The 21,458-nt window shown below is 49.0% G+C and carries 20 protein-coding genes; 8 read left to right on the top strand and 12 right to left on the bottom strand.

Going from position 1 to position 21,458, the window contains the following annotated elements; all coding sequences use genetic code 11:
• Positions 1-40: 40 nt before the first annotated feature.
• From PSHG_RS16735 to PSHG_RS16725, 3 genes are all read right to left on the bottom strand, one after another.
• Positions 41-304, bottom strand: a complete 264-nt coding sequence (locus PSHG_RS16735) for a PTS sugar transporter subunit IIB (protein WP_010274946.1) — start codon at positions 302-304, stop codon at positions 41-43.
• 118 nt (positions 305-422) lie between these two features.
• The gene (locus PSHG_RS16730) at positions 423-866 is read right to left on the bottom strand and encodes a PTS sugar transporter subunit IIA (protein ID WP_010274943.1); all 444 of its coding nucleotides are present in this window, start codon (positions 864-866) and stop codon (positions 423-425) included.
• Between the two features lie 33 nt (positions 867-899).
• Positions 900-2,996 (bottom strand): BglG family transcription antiterminator, encoded by a 2,097-nt coding sequence (locus PSHG_RS16725; protein WP_026021428.1) that lies wholly within the window; start codon positions 2,994-2,996, stop codon positions 900-902.
• Between the two features lie 380 nt (positions 2,997-3,376).
• Here PSHG_RS16725 and PSHG_RS16720 point away from each other — a divergent pair, with 380 nt between their 5' ends.
• Together PSHG_RS16720 and PSHG_RS16715 are read left to right on the top strand one after the other, a co-directional pair.
• Positions 3,377-4,672 (top strand): CapA family protein, encoded by a 1,296-nt coding sequence (locus tag PSHG_RS16720; protein WP_010274937.1) that lies wholly within the window; start codon positions 3,377-3,379, stop codon positions 4,670-4,672.
• 104 nt (positions 4,673-4,776) lie between these two features.
• On the top strand, positions 4,777-5,406 hold the full coding sequence (locus PSHG_RS16715) for a fumarylacetoacetate hydrolase family protein (RefSeq protein WP_042122268.1): 630 nt from the start codon (positions 4,777-4,779) through the stop codon (positions 5,404-5,406).
• A 172-nt stretch (positions 5,407-5,578) separates the two neighbouring features.
• On the opposite strand, the gene PSHG_RS27905 is transcribed toward PSHG_RS16715, so the two are convergent.
• From PSHG_RS27905 to PSHG_RS16670, 7 genes are all read right to left on the bottom strand, one after another.
• Positions 5,579-7,972, bottom strand: a complete 2,394-nt coding sequence (locus PSHG_RS27905) for a beta-propeller domain-containing protein (protein ID WP_010274928.1) — start codon at positions 7,970-7,972, stop codon at positions 5,579-5,581.
• Between the two features lie 140 nt (positions 7,973-8,112).
• Complete coding sequence (locus tag PSHG_RS16705) at positions 8,113-9,783, bottom strand: putative ABC transporter permease subunit (RefSeq protein ID WP_010274924.1); 1,671 nt, start codon at positions 9,781-9,783, stop codon at positions 8,113-8,115.
• Positions 9,776-10,501 (bottom strand): ABC transporter ATP-binding protein, encoded by a 726-nt coding sequence (locus PSHG_RS16700; RefSeq protein ID WP_010274921.1) that lies wholly within the window; start codon positions 10,499-10,501, stop codon positions 9,776-9,778. Before PSHG_RS16700 ends, PSHG_RS16705 begins: the two co-directional genes overlap by 8 nt.
• A 154-nt stretch (positions 10,502-10,655) precedes the next feature.
• Positions 10,656-12,446: an oligoendopeptidase F gene (pepF, locus tag PSHG_RS16695; RefSeq protein ID WP_010274918.1), complete on the bottom strand. Its 1,791-nt coding sequence runs from the start codon at positions 12,444-12,446 to the stop codon at positions 10,656-10,658.
• A gap of 168 nt (positions 12,447-12,614) precedes the next feature.
• On the bottom strand, positions 12,615-12,791 hold the full coding sequence (locus PSHG_RS31040; RefSeq protein WP_162830535.1) for a hypothetical protein: 177 nt from the start codon (positions 12,789-12,791) through the stop codon (positions 12,615-12,617).
• Between the two features lie 399 nt (positions 12,792-13,190).
• On the bottom strand, positions 13,191-13,886 hold the full coding sequence (locus PSHG_RS16680; protein ID WP_010274911.1) for a TerC family protein: 696 nt from the start codon (positions 13,884-13,886) through the stop codon (positions 13,191-13,193).
• Positions 13,887-14,919: 1,033 nt separating this feature from the next.
• A complete protein-coding gene (locus PSHG_RS16670; RefSeq protein ID WP_010274906.1) occupies positions 14,920-15,153 on the bottom strand; it encodes a hypothetical protein in 234 nt (77 codons plus the stop codon).
• 342 nt (positions 15,154-15,495) lie between these two features.
• Between PSHG_RS16670 and PSHG_RS16665 the strand changes: the two genes are divergently transcribed.
• From PSHG_RS16665 to PSHG_RS16640, 6 genes are all read left to right on the top strand, one after another.
• Positions 15,496-15,981 carry a small multi-drug export protein gene (locus PSHG_RS16665; protein WP_010274905.1) on the top strand — a complete coding sequence of 162 codons (486 nt, stop codon included), beginning with the start codon at positions 15,496-15,498 and terminating at the stop codon, positions 15,979-15,981.
• A 15-nt stretch (positions 15,982-15,996) separates the two neighbouring features.
• Entirely contained in the window at positions 15,997-16,737 is a 741-nt protein-coding gene (locus PSHG_RS16660; protein WP_010274904.1) for a hypothetical protein, read from the top strand.
• Positions 16,738-16,753: 16 nt separating this feature from the next.
• Entirely contained in the window at positions 16,754-17,161 is a 408-nt protein-coding gene (locus PSHG_RS16655) for a GntR family transcriptional regulator (protein ID WP_010274903.1), read from the top strand.
• Positions 17,158-18,039: an ATP-binding cassette domain-containing protein gene (locus PSHG_RS16650; protein ID WP_010274901.1), complete on the top strand. Its 882-nt coding sequence runs from the start codon at positions 17,158-17,160 to the stop codon at positions 18,037-18,039. Before PSHG_RS16655 ends, PSHG_RS16650 begins: the two co-directional genes overlap by 4 nt.
• Before the next feature lie 137 nt (positions 18,040-18,176).
• Positions 18,177-18,926, top strand: a complete 750-nt coding sequence (locus PSHG_RS16645) for a class I SAM-dependent methyltransferase (protein ID WP_010274898.1) — start codon at positions 18,177-18,179, stop codon at positions 18,924-18,926.
• A 110-nt stretch (positions 18,927-19,036) separates the two neighbouring features.
• The gene (locus PSHG_RS16640; RefSeq protein WP_010274893.1) at positions 19,037-19,234 is read left to right on the top strand and encodes a cold shock domain-containing protein; all 198 of its coding nucleotides are present in this window, start codon (positions 19,037-19,039) and stop codon (positions 19,232-19,234) included.
• 146 nt (positions 19,235-19,380) lie between these two features.
• Here the strand turns inward: PSHG_RS16640 and PSHG_RS16635 are convergent, their stop codons facing one another.
• Together PSHG_RS16635 and PSHG_RS16630 are read right to left on the bottom strand one after the other, a co-directional pair.
• Positions 19,381-20,199: an alpha/beta hydrolase gene (locus PSHG_RS16635; protein ID WP_010274891.1), complete on the bottom strand. Its 819-nt coding sequence runs from the start codon at positions 20,197-20,199 to the stop codon at positions 19,381-19,383.
• A 34-nt stretch (positions 20,200-20,233) separates the two neighbouring features.
• Complete coding sequence (locus tag PSHG_RS16630) at positions 20,234-21,421, bottom strand: MFS transporter (RefSeq protein ID WP_010274887.1); 1,188 nt, start codon at positions 21,419-21,421, stop codon at positions 20,234-20,236.
• Positions 21,422-21,458: the final 37 nt, after the last annotated feature.

Below are 21,458 nucleotides of genomic sequence, written 5' to 3'. Positions count from 1 at the left end.
TTTCCTCCTAAACAAAGTAAAGTGGCTTACCAATTTGGTCTTACAAAGCTTCTTGCAAGCTTTCCTTAATTTCATTCAAATCAAAATAATTATTCACGAGAACGATCTTCGCAGAATGTCCCTGCAAACTTTGAGCCAGTTCATTGTTGGTTACAATGAAGTCAGCCTGGGTGCCGGATGCGGTGGACACGTCCATATGATCGACGTCTGCCTGGACACCCATTTCCTTCAGTACATTCTCCACATTCATTCTTAGAATCAAACTAGTCCCTTGACCTAATCCGCAAACACAAATAATCTTCATTTGTTCATTCCTCCAGTTGGTGTAAGGTAAGATTGTTTCAAAGAGCAGGAATCATGCTTTCCTGCCAGGTGCTCGTGCCGATGGCTGTACTTGCTGCCGCCTATATAGCTGACACGGCCTAGTTCTGGGTCTGGGCAAGCAGATCATGAACATCCTGTTCAGTGGCGGCGCTGCGCAGCTGTTCAACCTGGGAAGGGTTGCTTAGCAGAGTCGTAAGCCTGCGCAGCAGGGCGATATGTTCAGAGCTGGACGAAGCCCCTAACGCAAATACTAGATGAACAGGATCGTTCTTTTGATGGCCGAATGCGATTGGATGTTTCAGCCGCAGCATGGAAACCGATGCTTCATTAACCCCGTCCTCCGGTTTGGCATGAGGGAGGGCAATATGGGGGGCGAGGACGAAATAGGGCCCCTTATCCTCATACGAATTCAGCATAGCGTCGATATAGCGGCTTTTCGCTGCTCCCGAATCAACAAGAAGTTGTCCTGCCTTACGAATAGCGTCTGCAGCGTCTTGGGCTTCATAATCCAGGGAGATCAGCCCTTTATCTAGAAATTTCATGTTGTGCTACCTCCTTGAATAGTAAGCGGCGTTTTAAGTATCGGAGTCTTGCAGAAGATTCCGTATGGTTTGAATATCGTTAGTTTCTTCCAAAATAGATCTCTTATTCCCGTCTCTCAGAAGAACAGTCAGCTGCGACAGTGGAGCAAGATGAGATTGCCCATCCCTGCTAGCGAGCACGAACAGCACAAGCACCTGATGCTTCTCTTCAGGGCCGAAGGCTACGGGCCGGTTCAGCTTGAGCAAAGCCAGCGAGGTAGCATTTACTCCATCCTCCGGTTTCGCATGGGCAATGGCAATGCCGGGAGCGACAACGATATAGGGACCTCGCTCCTTCACCTTAGCAATCATCGCTTCCACATAGCGGGCTGTAATCGCTCCGCGCCCGATCAACGGCTGTGATGCCAGCCGGATAGCCTCTTCCCAATCCTTGACCTGGTTCTTGATCTGAATAGTGTCTCCGTTCAGCAGCGCGGAAAGATTTGGGCTGTCCGTGGCAGGGGGGATGACCGGTTTGGCTCTGCCTAAATAACGGGTCAAATCTTCTGTCAATGCTTTTTCATCCTTAATTGTGGCATGCTGCCCGATGACCTTTAACAGATTCTGAACAGAGCCATAGGTGATCAAGGAGCCGCCGTGAGCTGCTGGCGATTGCTGCACCTGTTGAAGCAGCGTTGTCTTTTGTTCCTCCGTCAGAATTGGACTAACGACAAACACCGGGACATCCCTCTCGGCTAAAGGAACGGTGGAAAAAATCCAATCGACCTGCTCCTCGAATTTTTCGTAGTCGCGGAGGGAAAGAATGGCAATCCAATCCAACGAGGGAAACAGCTGCTCAAGCTGAATCTTCAGCATGCGGGAAGCGGAGATGCCGTTTACGCATACAATCGCCGCTTTTTGGCGGGCCACCGGGCTTACCTCCTCGCGTCTTAGCCATCCTCCGAAATGCATGGACAGGTAAGCAATCTCTTCATCGTTAATCCGATTGTTCAGCAGCTCCTGAAGAGGCTCCGCCGCTCGTTTAGTCAAATCAAACACTTCACTGTACTTGGACTTCACAGTATCGGCGAGCGGATTGTCAACATGAAGCCCGTATTTTATACGGTAATAAGCAGGCTTGACATGCTGGTAGAGCTGCTTCTCCAACTGCTCCCGATGATGAAAGAACACACAACCGAGCCGTTCGAATTGGTCGATCATCCGCACGGTTGCCCGTTCAATTTTTTCTGCTTCCTGGTCCGTATTGCTTTCCGCCATCCGATTAACCCTTGCCCCAAGAAGATGCATAGTAATGTAGCAGACCTCATCCTCGGGAAATGTCACGCTGAACAGCCTGCCCAGCTCTTTCGCTATTTGTTCAGCAACCGGATAAACAGGTGTTTCCCGCAGAGCTTGTTTTTCATCCTCATCCATCGATACGCTTTGTCCATTCAGCAGCCGATTGGTAAACAGCATTAGCCTTGATGCCAAATGATGAACGGCTTCGTCCGTCAGCTCCATGCCGGAAAGCTGTTCTCCCGAGACGATAATGTCGTAGACAAGTGACAAGTGATCTTCCTGCAGCAGAGGGAGCTTCTTTTGCGACAGCGCCGCATTGATCAGTCCTTGCAGCGGCGTGACAAAGTCCTTCCAGCTAACTTGAGCGATCACTTGGGATAAATAGTAGGCTAGCGCTTTCCTTTTGTCTGCTTCGCTCCCTTGGATCGAATAGCCCTTCTTGCGTGAAAACTCAAGCTCCAGTCCGTGTTCGGTTATTTCGAGGCCCAGCGCTTTTAGCTCTTTGTGAGCTGTTCCGCGACTGACATTGAGCAGCTCTTCCAGGTGATACAGATAAACAGGGGCGGTGCAGGTCAGCAAATAAATAGCGAGCCAAGCGGAACGCTCCTTGCGTGACAAATGGTATTGCGCGGGATGCACCTGCCTGACTGTTGTCGGGAGCTTTTTGCGGCTAGTCGGGGGAAGCAGAAAACCCGTTTCCCGCACATACTGGACCGGCTCCAGCTGGTGGCTCTTGAGCCAATGGTTGATTTTGTCCATGTCGTAGTAGACCGTTCGTTTGGATATATGAAAAGTCTGCATAATCTGCTGGATGGACACATAATCCCGGGATTCCTGGAGCAAGGCGAGAATTGAAGTGCTGCGTTCGTCTAAAATCGTGCACCCCCCCTGTTCAAAAAACAGTGATTACAAAAATTATAATCTTGCAAAAAGCCGGGTTACAGCCCAATCATTGTACCCCCGTTCTTGCAAAGTTATACGGTTCATAATGATCCTTCCGGTTGTTTGCAAAAACCTGAGGGAGCGCCGTCTTATCATTTCATTAGACCAATGTCTTTCAGGCTAAACGCCTATTTTAAGAGAATAAAGGCAGACCGGAATTAGGAGGGAAGGCGGGTTTTGCATGAAGGAGAAGTAATTTGCAGGACTAATCTGCTATAATAAATGATGGAGCTAGAATAGATAGGGAGACCGGTCCCTACGTTTCAATGGAATAGGAGAGAATCGTTTCTATGCAAAAAACAAGAACTGCCAGAATTCTCGTTAAGAAGAAAAAGAGCAACCACCGACTGTTAAAAGGGGCCGTGTACAGCTTATTTCTGTTGATTGTGGTCATTATCGGTACTTACGTATGGATGAATAGAGACACCTTGCCTATGGGCGAGGAACCTGGAGACCCGGCAAATGCCGGTATTTCCCAGCCTTCTCCAGAGCCTGCGCCAACCCCTGATCCCAGTCATGAGCCTAGCCTCGAGCCATCAGAGGCACCAGAGAACGAGCCGGAGGAAGAGCCGGCTGCGGAACCGGATCCATCCGGGGCTGAGAATGAAGAGGAAGAAGGGGTGTCGCAGCAGGGGCAGCAGGGGACCGTAACCATCTCCTTCGTCGGAGATGTCCTGTTGGGGAGCACCGTAGAGAATTTGTTGAAGCAGTACGGGTATGATTATCCTTATCAGGATGTCAGAAGCTTGCTGCAAGCCTCAGATTTTACGGTGGCCAACCTGGAAACGCCTATCACGGACAGGGGAACCCCTGAAGAAGAGAAAAGCTTCGTCTATCGCTCTTCACCCGAGGTGCTGCCTGCATTCAAGGAGGCCGGCTTTGATCTGGTGTCCTTGGCTAACAATCATATGATGGATTACGGCGTCATCGGCCTGCTCGACACACTCGACCATCTGGATAAGAACGGTATCCACCGCGTGGGAGCCGGCCGGGATGTGGAAGAGGCTTTTCGCCCTTTCATATGGGAAGAGGAAGGGCTGCGCATCGCTTTCTTGAATTTCACCCGAGTGGTCCCAAGCGGCGATTGGAAGGCCGGACACGAATTTCCCGAAGGATTGGCGGATACATACAATCACACTAAGCCGGTAGAAGCGATAGCAAACGCGAAGGAAGAAGCCGACCTGGTCATTGTGCTTGCTCATTGGGGCGAGGAAAGAATGAATGAGCCCAATGAGACGCAAAAGGAGCTGGCCAGGCGCTTTATCGATGCCGGGGCTGATCTGATCATCGGCAGTCATCCCCATGTGCTGCAGGGCTTTGAACAGTATAAGGGCAAGTGGATTGCATACAGTCTGGGCAACTTTATATTTACTACAAGAGAGGATGCTCCGCAAACGCTCGAGTCCGCAATTCTTGAGGCCGCTTGCTCAGCAGAGGGCTGCGATCTGCGGATGATCCCGATTTTTACCCAGTGGGCCAAACCGGTTGTGATGGAGGATGAGCAGGGTCAGCAGCTGTTCCGGCGAATTTCTGACGTTTCCCCCGGGGCCGAGATTCTGGAGGACGGCCGCATCGTTACACGATAAAATTTATGCAGCCTCGTTGAACTTATTCTAGGGTAAAGTATTGCTTAGCTGGTGAGAGCAGCCATTATGAGGAACGAACAGAGAAGGGAGCGGTGCAGTTGAAGCTGAACCAAATTAAAAATGTGTATTGTGTTGGCCGGAATTACCGTCAGCATGCCGCTGAGCTCGGCAATGACGTTCCGGAAGAGCCGATGTTTTTCCTCAAGCCGGGACATGCGCTGCTGCCGATGGATGGGAGAACGCTTGAACTGCCTGCTAACCGGGGGGACATTCATTATGAGGCGGAATTGGTGCTGCATATCCGGCGTCCTTATGAGCCAGGTATACGTGCCAATGATATGATTGATTCCATAGCACTCGGACTAGACCTTACCCTGAGAGAGGTTCAGACGGCGTTAAAGCGCAAGGGTCATCCGTGGCTTGCCGCCAAGGGCTTCAAAGGCTCTGCGCCGATTGGCGATTTTAAGCCCTATCCAGGCTTAGACAAGCTGCGGACAACACTGTTCCAGCTGCGTAAAAACGGGATAACGGTGCAAAGTGGACAAAGCAGTGAAATGATTTTTGATATCCAGCAGATCATCGATTATTGCGGCAAGCATTATGGGCTGGATGCGGATGATTTAATCTATACCGGCACTCCCGCAGGTGTCGGGGCGCTTGCCGATGGCGATCTCCTGGAGCTGTTCTGGGACAACGCTTTGTCCGGCACTCTGCGTATTGCAATGAAGGCATAAACAGAGCTTCTTTACGAGGCAGCAAATAAGCCAAACCGCCAGTCCTGCAAGCGGTGATCCGTATGGATCCGCTCGCCGGACTGGCGGTTTTTGTCATCAGGCAAAAGCTATTAAGCTGTTGAAATCTGATCCGGTAAGGCGCTGCTCAGCTTCTCAAGCGGGCCGTGCAGGTTTAAGGCAGTGTAACGGCTTGCTTCGGAATCTGTACAGCTCCGATCGTCCCAAGCGTGCTTAAATCGCTGGCGCGTATTTCTCCAGGAGATAGCGTATAGAGAACATCGTCTATATATAGCAGGCGTTGAATACTACGTTCATGGTTACCGTACCAATACGCTCCAGTTTTGATCAGGTCTTCCTGCTGAAGATGAGTGATTTCGCCTCTTTTCACGAAGCCTTGTTCTGGATCAACATGGTACACGTAAGCCCCCTGGAAGGTGAAGTCTCCATGTTGGCTCGGATCCGTCTGAGCGGATTGTTTAAATTCGTGCACCGTTAATGGGAAAGCAAGCAGGTTTTTCTCTTTGGAGAACAATAATGCTTTATGATTGTACAGCAGCTCGGAGTCGGTGCCGCGGCTGCCAATCGTCTCTGTAAATTTCTCTATAGGGTTATGAATATCGCTTACATCGAACAAGGACAGCTTCATTCCCTGATAGAAGGCAATTGGCTCTCCTATCGGCTTGCCGTTCGCATCCTTCTGAACAACCTCTACGGCGTCTTTCCCGAATCCGATTAAGTGATTCTCATCATAAGGGTGAAGATAGTTGCTGTACCCGGGAATCTTCAGCGCGCCAAGCACCTGGGGATTGGCGGGCTCAGACAAATCGATGGCGAACAATGGATCTACCGTTCGGAAAGTGACCATGTATCCGCGGTCTCCCATAAATCGTACCGAGTAAATTTGTTCACCGGGAGCGATATCCTCGACTTGCCCGACGATGTCCAGCTGCTCGTTAAGAATGTACACGTTATTCTTGGATGTCAGCTCATCTGTTCTCCACATGTCGCCCGTGGTTGTGGCTATCCGAAAGTACCCGTTATGTTCATCCATGGCGAACTGGTTGATTGGTGTTCCCGGAACCGAGCCTTCGGAAACAAAGTTAACCTTACCTTCCTGAAGATGAAATTTGTATAGAATACTGGACCGGTTCCAGCTAACGGGGACAGGCTCCCTTATGATGCCGGGACCGGCCGCAATGGAGCTGGCGGCTGCGCTGCCGGCATCGTGTGCGGGTGCCCCCTCCGTTTCGCCGCCCAGCATTTCGTATGTGGTTCTGGTAATGTACAAATGCTCCAGGGAAGCATAGATTTGCTCGCCGGCACCCAAGTAGGTGCTTAGATGGGCCTCGCTCGTATCATTAACTGCAAAACCCGCGATATGCAAATAGTTCGGCTGCTCTATATTCGGAAAGTAACTGATTTCGTCATAACCAATCTTCAATGCTTCGTCTGAAACAGCCGTATCCCGGTACAGCGGCGCTGCTGCCCGGCCTTCCATTATAACAGCTGGATTGGTGTATTGATTTGACACGAGATAGAAATGATCTCCTATTTTTCGCGAGGCTACATACCCGCCTTCCAGCTCGACCTCCCGCAGCATAACGGGCGATTTCCTATCCTGAATATCATAAACAATTGCCTTGACGGAATCGTTATTATACCAGTAGGTATCCGTCCTGTGCTTTTGAGCAGGAGCAGGGGAGGAGAGGCCTGACCAGGCTTGGGCAACTACTACCGCCAGATCACCATCAATGTAAAGCTCTAGCGGATTAATATCTTTGCCAAGTGTGGTCGTAGACAAGACCTTCAGATCTGTCGCGGGATAGGCCTCGGTAATAACTAATTGTGAGCGGTGATTTAGCTGATAGATGTACCGGCCATCGGTTTTCACCACATCTCCTTCATCGACTCCTTGCACCTGCACATTAGTGCTGGAGTAGTCAGCGGAGCCGGAAGCGCTCGATGACATGCCAGACTCCGGTGAGCTTACAGCCATGTCTTGAGTGGATACGGCCGTCTCGCCAACCAGCTTTCCCCACATGCCTCGTCCCTCTTGAACGAAAGGTTTTATGAGCTCCTCAAGCTTTTCATAGGAACCGACAACTGGCAGCACCGCCTTTTCACTGGCTAATTGGAGCTTGCCTTCGCTGTTGAAGGAAACGGCAAACCCCATCGCCTCGCTAATGGAGAGCATGGGAACCATAACCTTTCCTTTTACCAGCACTGCCGGTTTTTCCATTTCATAAGATTCGCCATTAAGTCTTGTTTCAGACTGCTTTACCGTAACCGCCCACTCAGTCGAGTCGCGGATTACCGTTGCCGTCTTAGTCTCTTGATCCCAGCGTACTGCTGCGCCCATTTCCTCGGCCATTTCACGTAGGGATACCATAAGGGTATGTTCATCTTCATAGGGCACAGTAGTTAAGACAACACTCCTCCCATTAATAGCGAAAGGATAGGAAGAAGGGGGTTCGGCAGAGGCTGGGTAACTGAAGGCAGCCAGGTAGACCATAGCAATCAGCATAGCAGCCATGCCTAAATGAAAGCTGACAGGTTTTTTTAACATCAAAAAAGAACCTCCCTAACCAAGAGTTATTTTGCCAGGACTGGTCATAGATGCTATTCACCAACAAGCTGGAAATCGTCCGACAATATTTTCCTCTTTGACGTAGGAGGTTCGCAAAAGGTTGCAGCTAATAAGAGAAGCTATTCTTCAATTCGTTGAAACCAAATATCGGCCTTGTTGCGAATGAGCCGAAGCAGCAGAAGGGATGCGATTCCGAAGATGATCAGCAGGGAAAAGAAAACCTGGATCCAGGACAGACTTAACAATACTGTTGCTGCTATAATCAAGGCCGCACAAAAAATGCAGGCCAGCATGGAAAACATGGGGTTAAAGTTTTGCTTGACCGCTTTTTGCTCAGTATCCCAATTCAGCTTGGGAAAATGCACATCAATGATGATGCTGACAAGACTCCCGAAAAACATGGCCGGAATTGACAGCAAAAACATCAACCCAATATATGTGAGCGGGAAAACCATAACAAAATATATAGCGGCAAGCATTAATACCATACTGACAGCGCTAAGAATAACCCCTGACATCACTTTAGCCAGCATGATCTGAAAAGCCGGTACCGGTAAATACTTGTTGACAAAGAAGATGGAGCCTTCCCTGGATATCGAGGTGCCGGCAGCCATATTGATACCTGAAATAAAGAGCAGGACCGCAAAAGCAATAGCTAATACGATACCCCCGTGCTGATTGAGATCGATGGATGCGGCCAAGCCGGTAATGAATTCCAAGCTTTCCGGCTGAACGACAAAAGGAAAGAACAGAATAACAGGCCAGAGAAAGCTTAACAGCACACAGTTGGTAAAATACGCGGGAGTCCTTATAAGAATGCGCATTTCCTTAAGCAAAAATGATGTCACTACGGAATTTTGCCGGGTCTGCCTGTCCATCTGTTCGCCGCTGAGTGCTTTTCGGCGTGAGGAAGCTTCGGAAATTCCGATTACCGAACCGAAATAAAAAGCCTTGCCAAGCAGCATGAAAACGACGTAAGCCACTGCGGAAGCTGCGAGAAAACCAAGCAGATAGAGCAGCCCCTGAAGCATGCCTGATTCGATAAGCGCCAAAGTTCCCAGCTTGGTATGGGGGAACAGGGTGCTCAAAGTGTCAATTATCGTATTGTTTCCTTGCAAAAGCAGGTCCTGAACAGCGTCGGGATCCATCGATTGTCTGGTAACCCGCTGGAACAAGGCATTCATCCCGAGGACGAGGATAACCGTGACGCTTCCGCCGATCATCCGGTAGCGGTCCTTATTCTTGGCGATGTTGGTAAATCTCATGATGAGCATTGAGATAATGGCCGCCAGCAGCAGTGGAATAATGGGCAGTGTTAAAAAGATGACCAGGGAATAAAGATAGTACACCATTCCGGCTCCGCTTTTCACCCCGAAGATAACTAATATAGGAGCCAGAATAAACAGTGCGGTCAAATATTCATAAATTAGCGTAACGATAAATTTAGCCGATAATATTTCCGTTGATTTTAATGGCAGCGGCAGCAAATGTTCGATATCTTTGGAGAAGAAAAAGACATTGATGACATAAAATACGCCGAAGATGAATACGACAGCACTGGTTAGTGTCAAGCCAAGAGCGGGGATAAAGCCTTCCTGCCCGATCGGCGCCAGCCCTTCATAGAGCATAGAGACAAAAGCGGCGATAAATCCGAAAATAGGAATTAACCCTAACGCCACAAGCCCGCCAACCACCCAAGGGTTGGATAATGAAAATTTCTTTGCATTTTTGCCCGCATTGCCGCTTCCGTTTTTCAGCAGCACTTTTGTCAAAGAGAGAGTTTTATTCATTGCCGGTCAGCTCCAGGAAAATCCGCTCAAGGGATTCGGTAGATTTGAAATGCTCCTGCATCTCCTTAAATGTGCCGCAGAATAAAATTTTGCCCTTATTAATAATTGCTACACGGTCACACAGCTTCTCTGCCACATCAAGCACGTGGGTGGAAAAGAACACCGATTTGCCGCTGTCCGCATGCTCTCTCATCATTTCCTTGAGAATGAAGGAGGATCTCGGATCGAGTCCGGTCATTGGTTCGTCCAGCAGCCAAATTTCCGGGCTGTGAATTAATACACCGATAATGACGATCTTCTGGCGCATCCCGTGAGAATAGCTTTGAATCGAGTCATTAAGCACATTCTGCATGTCAAATCGCTTGGACAGCTCTTCGATGCGGGCCAGACGGACATCCTTCGGGACTTCATACATATCCGCCATAAAATTAAGATATTCCAGTCCCTTCAATCTAAGGAACAGGTCGGGACTATCCGGGACGTATCCGAACTGTTTCTTAGCTTCAATAGGCTGCTCGAGAGCATTCAGCCCATTGATATGGATCGTGCCCTTGTCTGGACGGACAATTCCAGTAATCATTTTGATGGTGGTCGTCTTACCGGCTCCATTGGGACCTAAAAATCCGAAAATTTCTCCTTTGGGGATGGTCAGTGTAATATTGTCGACTGCTTTATGGACGCCGTTATAAATTTTGCTAAGCTGATTTAATTCAATCAATACTGGTCCCTCCTTGTCTTCTCCTATAAGGTACTACGCGGCAGCCGGATGTAAAGATTCAAGAAAATAGGGCCCCATAGAAAACGGGCTGTTCCCGGAAGATCTCGTAATGCTCTCCCGGGAACAGCCAGCAGTTGTCCGATAGCAGCTTATTTTACTTGGTTAACTCTTCCATTTGCTCAATGATGCTCCGGAAAACACTCATCGCTTGCTTGATCGGTTCCGGAGATGACATATCCACGCCTGCTTTCTGCAGGGTCGGGATCGGGTAGTCGCTGCCCCCGCTTTTCAGGAAATCGAGGTATTTGTTGACCGCCGGTTCCCCGCCCTCAAGAATCTGTTTAGAGAAGCTGATTGCTGCGGAAAACCCGGTCGAATATTTGTATACATAGAAGCTTGTATAGAAATGGGGGATGCGCGCCCATTCCATCTCAATATCCTGATCTACGACCATGGCGTCTCCATGATAGAGCTTGTTAAGATCGTAGTAAATTTTGCTGAAGTCCTGGTGGGTAAGCGACTCGCCCTGCTCCACTTTTTCGTGAATGATTTTCTCGAATTCTGCAAACATGGTTTGCCGGAACAGCGTTGTCCGGAATTGGTCGGCATAATAGGTGAGCAGATACATTTTCGCTTTTGGATCCGTTGTTTTCTTCAACAAATAGTCCATCAGCAGAGCCTCGTTCAAGGTCGAAGCCACTTCGGCAAGGAAGATCGGATACTGGGCGTAACGGTATTCCTGGGCTTCATCCGATAAATAGGAATGCATGGCGTGACCCATTTCATGTGCCAGCGTAAACATGCTGTTCAAATTATCTTTATGGTTGAGCAGCACATATGGATGGGTTCCATAAGCTCCCCAGCTGTAAGCACCGCTTCTTTTGCCTTCATTTTCATAAACATCGATCCAGCGGCTGTTAAATCCGTCTTCCAACACCTTCAAATAATCTTCGCCTAGAGGCTCGAGGCTGTCCAGCACCATTTGCTTGGCTTCTTCATAGCTGATCTCCCATTTGAATTCCTCCACGAGCGGAGAAAACAGGTCGTACATATGCAGCTCGTCGACCTTTAGTAATTTCTTGCGCAGCTCCATATAGCGGTGCAAGAGAGGGAGCGAGTCATGTACCGTGTCAATCAGATTAGTGTAAACCTCGGTAGAAATATTGTCCCCGAACAAGGCCATCTCGAGAATGGAAGGATAGCGCCTTGCTTTCGCATAGAACAGATTCTTCGTAATATTGGCGCTCAGGGTTGCGCCGAGCGTATTTTTATGCTTGCGATAAGTGGAATACATGGCTTCAAAGGCCCGCCGTCTTACGTCGCGGTCGCGGCTCTCCAAAAACTGAATATAAGTACCGTGAGTGAGCTCCACTTCCTCGCCATCTTCGTTAACGACTTTGGGAAATTTCATATCGGCATTGTTAAGCATTCCAAAGATAGTGCTCGAAGCTTGCGACATACTGCCCACCTGAGCCATGAGAGCCTCCTCGGGTTTAGAGAGCACATGGGCTTTCTGGCGCAAAATTTCTTCCAATGAACGCTTGTAAAAGCTTAATTCCGGATTGTTGATCAGGGCGGTCAGCTGCTCATCGGATAAAGCAAGAATTTCCGGCGTGATGAAGGAGGTAGCCTCGCTCACTTGAACGCTAAGCTTCCTCGCTTTTTCCGAAAGCGATTGATACGCAGGGTCGGTCATATCCTCGTGATGCTTCATATTTGCATATACGTACAATCTTTCCGTATGTAAAGAAATTTCATCATCTAAGGTGAATACTTGCTTCAAAGCGGACGGGTCATGAAGTTTTCCTTGAAAATCGCCTACCCTGCCGAGCAGTTTCTGTACTTCCTGGTATTCCTCATCCCAGGCCTGCTGGTTTGCGATCATATCCTCCAGCTTCCATGTATGTTCCACTGGAACTTCCGAGCGTTTGGTCACTTGTTTCATAGGAATCCTCCTTGACTTTTGAGTAGAATCAACAGACAGCGCCGGGACAGCGGACGGGCCGCTTCCCGCAAGCATTGCCAGGGTTAAGAGTAAAGGAACGATCCTCATGGCCGCCTTCCTTTCCTTTTCCCCTAGTATAAGCAGCTGCCATTCTAATTATAAACAAATTTACATCTGCATGAAGCTGTACACAACAAGAAAAAAGGAAAAGGCGATCATCGCCAAGGTGACTAGGGCCAATCCTCTTTTGATGCGGGGAGGAATGGAATCCCTCTTCAATAAAAGCACGACCGCGAGGCAAAAGGAAACGATAATGAACGCAATCACGTGAGTGGTATCTTGCAACAAATTCACCTCAGCTACAATTACAGTCTATGCTCCTAATGATAGCAAAACGCTGGGGGACTATCCAGACCAAGTACTGGCCGCGCAGCTTGTTTCTACTAAACAATGCCGGAAGTACCCGTTGCGCAGGTCCGCCAGGTATGCGTCATACATGGGAAGAGGCCGGCGCTTTGCTGGAAGGGATCCAGCGTTGTGGGGGGAGAAGGGCCAGCGGTGGAGGGAGGGGAAGGGCATCCGCATAAATGAGGGGCAGCTTAGGGCGGGGGGAAGGGTCAGCCATGGGGTGGAGAAAAGGCTAGTGTCGTGGGGGAGAAGGACCGACGGTCGAATAGCAGCAAAATCCCCCGACTTTCCTTTCAGGAAGAGGCGGGGGAAGCTTGATTTGGATAAAGTATAGTGTTATTGCTCAATCACTTTCGGCTCCTGATTAACCCGGAGTTCATTAAGCTTGCTTTTGCGATACCCCAAAAGGAGAACAGCGGCGATAACCAGTACAATAAACAGCCATTTAACGACAGGGATGAAAATGTCATGAAGAAACGGTTCGCCTGTAATCATTTTGCCGGCTGTGAAAGCGAGAACACCAGATCCGACATAAATAAGCCATGGAAAACGGTTCATCAGCTTTAGGAAAATGCCGCTTCCCCATATAATGATCGGTACGCTGATCAACAGGCCGATAATAACGAGCAAGTAATTACCATGAGCGGCTCCGGCTATTGCGAGCACGTTGTCCAAGCCCATCACGGTATCGGCGATTAATATGGTGGCAATGGCTCCCCACACTGTCGACTTGGCTTCCAGTTGATGATCCTCCTTATTATCAACCAGCAGTTTATAAGAGATCCAGATAAGCAGCAGCCCTCCACCGAGGAGCAGACCAGGGAACTGCAGGAGCCAGGTAACGGCGACCGTGGCTGAACCGCGAATGAGAATCGCCCCGATCGTACCGATGATGATAACAGTGCGCTGCATCTCCTTAGGAACATTGCGGGCGGCAAGGCCTATAACGATGGCGTTGTCACCAGCCAGAACAAGATCAATGACGATGATGTTGAGCAGGGGGATTATAAATTCTAACCAAAATGAGTCCAAGTAACTCCACTCCTTAAAAATATGTAATAACCCACAAAAAAACCTTTACCGGTAATAGGTAAAGGTTTTTTTCAAAAAATGAACGAAAAAAGACCTTTACCAATTCGGCAAAGGTCTTGCTAACAACGTTACGTTGCCAATAAAGCCGGGGAATTCTCATTCCCGCGATGACGACTTTACTGTAGCAGCTACTCCCCTTTGGGACGGTAGTATGATCGAGTTATTCTTCCACTAATTGTGCTACATACCTATGAAGCTTGTCAAGCTGTTTTTGTTTTACAACGATAGCAGGTTTTTTCTGGGTCACGCGCAGGATTGCAAGACCGTAATACCGCAATACCGCAAGACCGCAAGCTCCCAAGCTCCCAAGCTCCCAAGCCACTAAGAACTCTGCGCTTATTATTGTGGTCGACCGACCCGCTGTCATGCAGTGGAAAATCACATGTAGGGAGTTGCGAGATGAGATTAGAATTGCCGATTTATCAATGTACTAATCTGACCGACGCCAAGATCTGCTTTACATTAACTATAATGAGTTTTCGGCGGACCGGTATTCTGTGTAATGTCCGGCAAAGTGTTCTTGTGCATTTACCTGTTTTGTCCTGTGCGATATCCAGCGATGACTTTTGGCGCTAACGCTAGCCCTCGCTCTTATTTGTGACAATTAGGCGGGAAAACCCCGTTTTGAAGCAAAATAAAGACAACGGCGAGCGTTACAATTTGGAGTGGGCTATAAACGACTCCCAAAAGAACTGTTAACCGGGCCGCCTGCAAACGGTCGACAAACAAGTCGATAACAGACAGCAACCGTGTGTGTATACGATCTACAAACGGGTCGGCATCGGGTTTGCTACTGCCTGAACCGGGCTGCGGCGCTTAGCAACGCTCTGCATGGCCTAGCCAAAATGTCAAGCTAACGTCTGCAAAGCCCAGCACTGTGCCCTGCTAACTCACTGCTTGCAAAGCGCCACTGTGCAAACTACCCGCAAACAAGCTACAAGCCGGACAGTGGGGATTCCGGCTTCTGCATCTCTTATATTTCGCGAAAAGACTGGAGAATGCGCTGTCTTTCTTCCTCTGTTCCGTTAAACTGCTCTTCACTGAAGCGGTTTTCCGCCCATTGAATCATTGCTGGACGGCTGAGAAAGGTGTGACATTCTTCTCCCCACTGGTCGGAGATTTCACGAACAATCAGCTGCTTGCCATTGATTTCTACATTAAGCATATTCCATTTATCAGTTTTATAAATCTGGTGCTTTTTAATCATAAATAGTACCTCCTTCTTCAATTGACGGAATGCAGATGCAGTCCATTTAACCAAGCGGGCCCTGTTAGTCAGGCAGGAAATAGGTATAAAGCAGATGTTACCGTAAAGCCGGGAAGAAAATCAAGAAGAAGAGCAGCAAAGGCAAGCACATCCCCAGACACCAGGACAGGTAGAGGCGTGAGCCAACAGGAGCAAGCACAGTCACACAGCCACAGCATAAAAACAGCCGTCAGAAAAAAATGAGAAAAGATATTGACAGATCGAGTGTTTATACTGTATATATTAACATATACACATAAACACATGGACACATGGACACTAAAAGAAAAGGAGTCATGCATTATGATTATGGATTATTTGGAAGAATGGTCTTATCTGGCGGTATTTGTGCTGGGATCTATCCCTTGGATTGAACTGGTGGCCGTAATTCCGTTGGGCGTTGTATTCGGGTTAAATCCGATTGCCGTTGCGGTGCTTGGCTTTGCAGGAAATTGGCTGACCATGTTTATGGTCATTGCCCTGTTTGATCGCCTCCAGCGGTGGTGGGGCAAGAAGAGGAGCGGTGACCCTCAGGAGAGCAAACGCGGCAAGCGGGCTAGAGCCATCTGGGAACGCTACGGACTCCCCGGGTTAGCTATTGTAGGCCCCCTGCTGATCGGATCGCATATCGCTGCTGCTGTGGCTATGGCTTTTAAGGCTCCGCGTGTTGCCGTAACGGCTTGGATGAGCTTTAGTTTAGCCTTATGGACTATCGTGCTCGCTGTAGTCGCTTATTTCGGGTTCGATTTTCTTGGAATCATTCGTACGGACTTCTTTAGCGGCGATTAAAGGGAGGGGACAGCTATGCCCTTGAAGTCATCCTGGCAGTTGGTTATAAATGAATTAAAGCCTAATTATTTAGCTCTACTGGGAAATGTTTTGCTGACCGCATGCTTTGGTTATATCCTTGGTCAAGTTATGGTTGAGGCTGTTAACGGCAGGCAGCTGCATAAAGTTTTTAATATCGTTTATCCGGGCGACATGTTTACCTTTCTATGGCTCCCCGCGATTGGAACGTTGTTTGTTAGCAAGGAATATTTATCTTGGAGCATGCTCACTGATGATCCTTTCCTAAAAAAGATGAAGTTTTACCGGATGTGGGCGATCCCCTTACATGTGGTCGTTTGGGGAAGGATACTCAATATGCTCGTTTGTCTGATTGCAAGCTTTATAGGGTTTGCTGCCGTGTTTACTCTTGCCAGTTGGCCGGAACTGTCCGGCCAATTAAGTTTGTCCGCATATACCAGTTATATCCTTGTATTGTTCGGCTATACTGCTGCTCTGGCCGGAATAAATCCTTATCTGGAATTTGCCTTCAACGGCAAAGCTTTGCTCGTTGCCACATTAGTGTACATGGCGGGTGGCATCGCTCTCTTAGCTATTGGAGCCGGCCTGTTAGGCAGGCCAATATATACATTGGCGGTGGAATGGGCATCAGCTTATCCCGTTGTTAGTGCCTGTGCAGCATTGGTAGCAGCCGGGATAGGTATTGGATTTTTTAAATGGCTGTTAAACCGGCGTCTAAGACGGATGGATTTCTTTTAAGTGGAGGCGATTCTGGATGAAACTGCCCATTGAGCTATCCGAACAAAGCCGCGAGCCTATTTATCACCAGATTGAGCAGCAGCTCATTGCCCTCATTGTCAGCGGACAGTTAAAGCCCGGAACGATGCTGCCTTCCATCCGCAAGCTGGCCAGTGAGCTCTCATGCAGCGTAATCACAACAACAAAAGCATATCAAAATCTGGAGCAGCACAATTACATCAAAACGGTACGGGGGAAAGGAACCTTTGTAGCGGATATTCAGCTCAAAGACAAGCAGAGTGTAGCTGACAGCCAGCTGCAGCAGGCTTTTCGAACAGCGATTGAAATGAGCTTTCGCATGCAGCGCAGCAAAGAACAAATTCGCGAACTATTTGAGCAGGTGCTTGAGAAAATATCAAGTGAACAGGGGGATAAGGAGCAATGACCTTCCCGCTTCAGTACAATCAGGTGTTAAAACGGAAAGCAGATTTTGAACTGGGTCCTATCGATTTGACGCTGCAGGATGGTCTTGCCTACGCTTTGGCGGGCGCTAACGGCTCTGGAAAAACAACATTGATGAAATTGACGATGAATTTGTTAAAGCCCGATTCAGGGTATGTTGAACTTTATGGACAGCGCATAGCCGGGAACGAGGATGAGATCAAGACAAGGATTGCTTTCGTCCCGGATCCGATGGAGGGCTGTGAAATGTTTACCCTTCATCAGCTCGTTCAGATGCTCTCCCCATGGTACCCTAACTGGAATTCGCAAAGATTTGACCAGTGTCGTGAGCAATTTAAACTGCCTGTTCACAAGCGATACAGCATGCTTTCTCAAGGGAACAAGAAGAAGGTGGCGCTGACACTTGCTTTGAGCACGGGCAGCCCGATTCTGCTGCTGGATGAACCGACTAATGGTTTGGACATGCCAAGCCGCAGCTATCTCAAGCATATGCTTGCCGAGGATGCGGAGACGATGGGGAGGACTGTATTGTTTTCCACTCATTCGCCAGAGGACGTAAAAGAATTTGCAGATGCTGTCTTGCTGATGCGGGAGGGAAGATGCAAGGGTCCGTATGATAAGGACGAACTGCTTGTCTCCTGGTCGCGAATCTGGCTCGCTGAGGGAAGCGCTGCTTCGGGGGTGCTGAACTTGCCTGGAGTCGTTGAATGCTCAGGCGAAGAATCTCCGATCGTGCAGCTGATTAGCCGGGACCGGGACGCCACCCTCGCGGAGCTTGGAGCCAGAAATATCGCTATAATGAAGGATCAGCCGCTGCAGCTTAAGGAGATTCTTGAATATATGCACAAACTGGATGCGTGAGGGCTGCCTTAGCGATTGCGGTTTGAAAAAATGATAGCAAACAGCATTTTCTCCTGATATACTGACGGTTAACCGGGTGTTTGGCTGCGAGCCAAGCAAACCGGTGCTGGAACAGTAGAGCAGAGGAGAGATGAAGCATGAGCAAGTATGAGCAGAGCAGAGGGAATCATGTCCAACAGAGCAACGGATATCATCAGATTGGATTTGCCATGACCTGCCGATCGTGGGAGGAATACATTCGCATGTTTGCCCTGCAAGAGAGTGATTTATCCAGTGCGTCACTGGTTGATGTCGCTGCGGGGGCTGCCTCTTTCACAGCATCGGCGTTAGAGAGGGGGATAGACGCGACAGCGGTCGATCCCCTATATGCGCTTGATCAACAGAGTGTATTGCAGCATGCGAGGGAAGAACTGGCGCAGTCGGGAGCGAAGATAGCCGCCCTCAAGCAGCGTATGGACTGGTCGTATTATGGCAGCTACGAACGCTATCAGGAGCGCAGGGAACAGTCGCTGGCCAAGTTTACAGCGAGCTTCACGGATCCTGTGCAAAAGGACCGTTATATCGCAGCAGGGCTCCCGACTCTGCCGTTGCAGGACGATCGGTTTTCACTAGTACTGTGCAGTCACCTGTTGTTTTTGTATGAGCAAGAGCTGGATGCTGCCTTTCATATGGCATCGATTTTGGAGCTGTTGCGAATTTGCCGCCCCGGAGGCCAAATCCGCATCTATCCGCTGTTTAACCTCGCTTATCAGCCCTACAGCAAGATGGAGCAGCTGCTTACTGAGCTTAGCGGCACAGGTGCCCAAATAAGCTGGAAGAATACACGTTTGCCATTTATCCCGGGCTCCAAACAGCTATTATGCATTACTAAAGCATTAGAAAAATAGGACACGCAATTGATGAAAAGTTTAAGGTTAGCCGCTTGAAATTGCCGTGCGTAGGTGCTATAATAAGGTACATTCGCCATACAATGGCGGCATTTTAGGAGGTTGTTTACTTGAAAGGTACAGTAAAATGGTTTAACGCAGAAAAAGGTTACGGTTTTATCCAAGTCGAGGACGGAGACGACGTATTCGTACATTTCTCCGCCATTCAAGGTGAAGGGTTCAAAACTCTTGACGAAGGTCAAGAAGTTGAGTTCGAAATCACTGAAGGTAACCGCGGACCTCAAGCAGCTAACGTCACTAAATTATAAGATAAGGGAAAACCACTCATATATTGTATGATGGCCTTACACAAAAGCAGCCCTTTAGCAGGGCTGCTTTTGTTTTTTGATAGGGGAATATACAAAGTCAATTGCTTGAGAGTGGCTGATCAGAGAGGTCGTTCCAGAGCTCTTGCTCAAGAGTGCCGGCTTATGTGCCGGTTTAAGAACAGGAGGACATCTGCCAAGTGCTCTGACCAATACTCCCATGTATGGGAGCCGGGGAAATCCTGATAAGTGAAAGGGTAATTAAGCTTAGTCAATTGATCCTTAAACCAAAGGTTGGATTCATAGAGGAAATCCTCCGTGCCACAATCGAAATACAGGGCTGGCAGGTCGGCCTGTTTTATGACGCGGGCTGCCAGTATGGCGAGATTTCGCTCCAAGGCATAGGGGCCATCGAGAGGGCCAACCACCCGCTCCAGCATCTCTACACTCCAATCCGGACCTAAATGCAGATTGCCTGTCTGAGGGAACATGCCAAGAGCTCCCGACATACTGCCGGCAGCCGCAAACTTGTCCGGATGGCGGAGGGCGAAGTACAGGGAGCCGAAACCGCCCATGGATAAGCCGCCTATAGCCCGGGAGCTTCGCTCTGACTTAATCCGATATTGAGATTCAACGAAGGGAATCAAGTCTTGGATAAAGTACTGCTCGAACCGCCCGCTGCCATCGTGCCAATCCGTATAATAGGTCCCCTGCGAGAACCCCCCGTCGCTCGGCATGATGACCACAGCTTCTGTAAGCTGTCCGGATGCCGTCAAACGCGAAATGGTCTCATAGGCCGCTCCTTTGTACGGCCAGTCTATTTCACTGCCGAACCGGCCATGCAGCAAATAAATCGACGGATATTGGCGGCCGGAGGTTTCATATCCTGGCGGGAGGCATACATAAAAGGTTAATCTCCGCTCAAGCACAGGGGAGTAGAATGTTACAGGCATCGGTTGTCTGATCATCTAAGGTTTGCTCCTTTCCTTTCTAACAAAAAGATTAAGCTTCCAATTTACGAGTAAAATGCAGCATCAGAAATCCTAAGCTGGCAATGCAAGCGAGGCCGGATGCGAACAGAAACAATGGCTGCCCGCCCCAAACATCAAATACTTTACCGCCTATCGTGCCGCCGAACAGACCGGCCATTCCTGCCCATACTACATTAAAGACAGCCTGACCGGATGCCCGGAATTGGTCAGGAACCAACTGCACAAGCAGTCGTACCGCGGTGATAAAAAGGATGCCGAAGGATAAGCCGTGCAGCAGCTGCAGGGCAACTACCCAAACCGGATTATCAATAAACACCATCAGGAAGAAACGAATGGCAAATACTATCCCTGCAAAGCTAAGTAAAGCCAACGGCTTGAAGCGGTGCCCGTATTTGCTGACCAGAAAAAAGAAAGGGATTTCGCTCAATGCGCCAACCATCCAGGAGTACCCGACAAGGCTCGGATCGGCGCCAAGCTCCAGCATATAAACGGCTAGAAATCCGTCATTGGTGCGGGCTGAGGCGGCAATAAAAAAGATGAAGATTAGAAAAAAAATGAATTTTTGGGATAGAATAACTTGACGCAGTCCGCTGAAGTCCTTCGTTTGGGGGCCCCTGTCGCTGTCCTTCACCTTCAGGCACAGCAGCAATGCGATCATCACCGTGCCCACGGCAAGGTATACGATGATTTGCTCTCCAAAGCGGCTTAACAGCAGCCCGAATAGGACTGAAGCAAAGGAAAAGCCGAGGGACCCCCAAATCCGGTAAGACGCGTAGCTTTCTCCAGTGTGCTTGACGGTGAGCAGCGTCTGGCTGTCCATCAGCCCTTGCACGGGTGTCTGGAAAAAATAAAAGGCTGTGACGATCACAATCATGAAGGAAAAGGCATCAACCTGAAACATTATCAAAAAAGCGATAAGCTGACCCGCCAATACCGTCAGGATGACATACTTGATCGTCCGCAGCTTGTCGCTTAAAAACCCCCAGAATAAATTAGCAAAAATCCCTACCGCCGGCCCAATCGAATATAAGGTTCCAATTTGCAGTTTGCTGTACCCGAGGGAGCTGTAATATAAGGGGAACACAGAAACAACAATGGCGGTAATCATATAAATTGTAAACGAAAAAGTTTTTAGCAGCCGGGAGGAAGTGACGGCAGGGGCCGCTGCCGGCTGCTGGAATATCTGCAGTGGTTTCATGATGCGCCTTCTTTCTTCCGATTCGTAAATCTTGCAG

The organism is Paenibacillus senegalensis JC66 (assembly GCF_000285515.1).
Taxonomy (GTDB): Bacteria; Bacillota; Bacilli; order Paenibacillales; family NBRC-103111; genus Paenibacillus_L; species Paenibacillus_L senegalensis.
This window is presented reverse-complemented; position numbering and strand designations above follow the sequence as displayed.

Coding starts and splice junctions, on each gene's coding strand:
- PSHG_RS16735 (WP_010274946.1), bottom strand. CDS start 304: ATGAAGATTATTTGTGTTTGCGGATTAGGTCAAGGGACTAGTTTGATT.
- PSHG_RS16730 (WP_010274943.1), bottom strand. CDS start 866: ATGAAATTTCTAGATAAAGGGCTGATCTCCCTGGATTATGAAGCCCAA.
- PSHG_RS16720 (WP_010274937.1), top strand. CDS start 3,377: ATGCAAAAAACAAGAACTGCCAGAATTCTCGTTAAGAAGAAAAAGAGC.
- PSHG_RS27905 (WP_010274928.1), bottom strand. CDS start 7,972: ATGTTAAAAAAACCTGTCAGCTTTCATTTAGGCATGGCTGCTATGCTG.
- PSHG_RS16705 (WP_010274924.1), bottom strand. CDS start 9,783: ATGAATAAAACTCTCTCTTTGACAAAAGTGCTGCTGAAAAACGGAAGC.
- pepF (WP_010274918.1), bottom strand. CDS start 12,446: ATGAAACAAGTGACCAAACGCTCGGAAGTTCCAGTGGAACATACATGG.
- PSHG_RS16670 (WP_010274906.1), bottom strand. CDS start 15,153: ATGATTAAAAAGCACCAGATTTATAAAACTGATAAATGGAATATGCTT.
- PSHG_RS16665 (WP_010274905.1), top strand. CDS start 15,496: ATGATTATGGATTATTTGGAAGAATGGTCTTATCTGGCGGTATTTGTG.
- PSHG_RS16660 (WP_010274904.1), top strand. CDS start 15,997: ATGCCCTTGAAGTCATCCTGGCAGTTGGTTATAAATGAATTAAAGCCT.
- PSHG_RS16655 (WP_010274903.1), top strand. CDS start 16,754: ATGAAACTGCCCATTGAGCTATCCGAACAAAGCCGCGAGCCTATTTAT.
- PSHG_RS16650 (WP_010274901.1), top strand. CDS start 17,158: ATGACCTTCCCGCTTCAGTACAATCAGGTGTTAAAACGGAAAGCAGAT.
- PSHG_RS16645 (WP_010274898.1), top strand. CDS start 18,177: ATGAGCAAGTATGAGCAGAGCAGAGGGAATCATGTCCAACAGAGCAAC.
- PSHG_RS16635 (WP_010274891.1), bottom strand. CDS start 20,199: ATGATCAGACAACCGATGCCTGTAACATTCTACTCCCCTGTGCTTGAG.
- PSHG_RS16630 (WP_010274887.1), bottom strand. CDS start 21,421: ATGAAACCACTGCAGATATTCCAGCAGCCGGCAGCGGCCCCTGCCGTC.